Source organism: bacterium, from assembly GCA_030247525.1.
In the GTDB taxonomy this organism is placed as follows: Bacteria; Electryoneota; JAOADG01; order JAOADG01; family JAOADG01; genus JAOTSC01.
The window spans coordinates 1-1,760 of sequence record JAOTSC010000294.1; the positions used below are offsets into that span (position 1 = coordinate 1).

Below are 1,760 nucleotides of genomic sequence, written 5' to 3' on the forward strand. Positions count from 1 at the left end.
AAACTGGCGTGCGTCAATACCGGAAACGTGACTTCGAACTCATAAAAGTGATTGTCGAGTTGCTTTACAACAAACGTTACACCATTGAAGGGGCGAAAGCTGAACTACAAGCAATCACAAAAGAGGAGCCAAAACCTAAGCAAGTCGCCAAACCGGAAGAAACAGAACGTTACTATCATCAAAGTAATCCATCAACAATGGATGTAGGAGTTACTCAGAATCAACAATCATCTACACCGGAACAATTAGTAAAACGGGTAACTGATGATGTTGTCCACGAGCCTCCTATGCAAATTGGGTTATTCGATCATCCCACCGATCCCGATTCCCTCTTGTAGCCGACCGATAAAAATTACGAACTCATCATTAATGAGTTGAAGAAACGCTATCTTGCGATGCCGGAAGATATCCGATATGAATATTTTCACAACTTGCCGGTAAGGCCGGAAGAGGAGGATGATTGGTTAATCGACTTTCTTGCAATGTCCGAGGATGAGGAATCAGGAACCCGGAAAAGCGGGAAACGCTATAAGCAACTGCAACAGGAGAACAAAGGATTGCGGAAGCAACTCCAGCAACTCCACTCCGATTTGCTTGCGCTCAAGAAATTGCTTTAATTATGGGGCGACAATAACAACGCTCCTCGATAATCGAGCAGTTGCTTTTGTGGCAGCGGGACGTAGCGCAGCCTGGTAGCGCACTAGACTGGGGGTCTAGGGGCCGCTGGTTCAAATCCAGTCGTCCCGACAAGAAAAGCTCACCAACACGGTGAGCTTTTTGCGTTTCCTGGCACAGAAAACGATATTGATTCATGAAGCTTGCTATCGTCATACCTGCATTCAATCCGGTTCCACTTGCGCTTCACAATGTTGTGGCGAGCTGCCGACTAGTCGCTCCGGAAGCCGAACTTCTCATCGTCGACGATGGCTCTTTTCCAGCAATTGCATCTGAGTTACCCTTTCCCATTACGATCGTCCGCCATGATATCAATCGCGGAAAAGGCGCCGCGCTTAGAACTGCGTTTGATTATCTCACCGCAAACGAATACGATAACGTTGTAACACTTGATGCTGATGGACAGCACCCCCCGGAATCCATTCCCGATTTATTGCAGAAGCAGCGACAAACCAATGCCGACATTGTAATCGGGAATCGTCTGAGAAACTCGCTTCAAGGGATGCCGTGGGATCGTCGGTTCTCGAATACGATCTCGACAAAGCTGTTAGAATGGCTGTTTGGAGTGAAGCTATACGATGTGCAATCTGGGTTCCGGCTCATCAAGCTTGCCCGTTGGAACGATTTGCAATGCGACAGCGACGGTTTTGAATTTGAACCACAACTCTTGTTACAAGCGGCGAAACATCACTGGAAGATCGAGCAGCAATCGATACCGATTCTCTATGATAATCAATCAAGCCACATCCATCGCCTGCGTGACACGATTCGCTTCCTCAAGATGGTCTGGAGGGAGTGGTTACATCGGTAGTTGTACCTACATTCCCCAGCCAAAAAACTCTCCATGACTTAGATCAAAGATTATCGTTTTACCCGCGCCAAAGGAACACTGGGAAGTTGATACCGCTTGAATTTGAGTAATCGGATTCCCGCCGATAGTTGTGTAGTTCCATTCATTGTGAAGAAGAGTTTGGTCTAAGTATCCATGTTGAGTTAACTCGTTTAGCGAATAAGGATCGAACACGTTCGCAACTTGATAACGACCAATTGCATTCAAGATTTCTCGGATATCCAATACACAATGC

Annotated in this window: 4 protein-coding genes and 1 tRNA gene; 4 read left to right on the forward strand and 1 reads right to left on the reverse strand. The window is 46.6% G+C overall.

From position 1 onward, the window contains the following. The 4 genes from OEM52_15115 to OEM52_15130 form a co-directional block, all read left to right on the forward strand. On the forward strand, positions 1-338 hold a 338-nt coding region (locus OEM52_15115), incomplete at its 5' end, for a hypothetical protein (GenBank protein ID MDK9701463.1). 36 nt (positions 339-374) lie between these two features. After that, positions 375-617: a hypothetical protein gene (locus tag OEM52_15120; protein MDK9701464.1), complete on the forward strand. Its 243-nt coding sequence runs from the start codon at positions 375-377 to the stop codon at positions 615-617. Positions 618-673: 56 nt separating this feature from the next. After that, positions 674-747, forward strand: a tRNA-Pro gene (locus OEM52_15125). 64 nt (positions 748-811) lie between these two features. Next, complete coding sequence (locus tag OEM52_15130; GenBank protein ID MDK9701465.1) at positions 812-1,486, forward strand: glycosyltransferase family 2 protein; 675 nt, start codon at positions 812-814, stop codon at positions 1,484-1,486. A 6-nt stretch (positions 1,487-1,492) separates the two neighbouring features. Here the strand turns inward: OEM52_15130 and OEM52_15135 are convergent. Beyond that, on the reverse strand, positions 1,493-1,760 hold a 268-nt coding region (locus OEM52_15135), incomplete at its 5' end, for a hypothetical protein (GenBank protein MDK9701466.1).

Coding starts and splice junctions, on each gene's coding strand:
- OEM52_15130 (MDK9701465.1), top strand. CDS start 812: ATGAAGCTTGCTATCGTCATACCTGCATTCAATCCGGTTCCACTTGCG.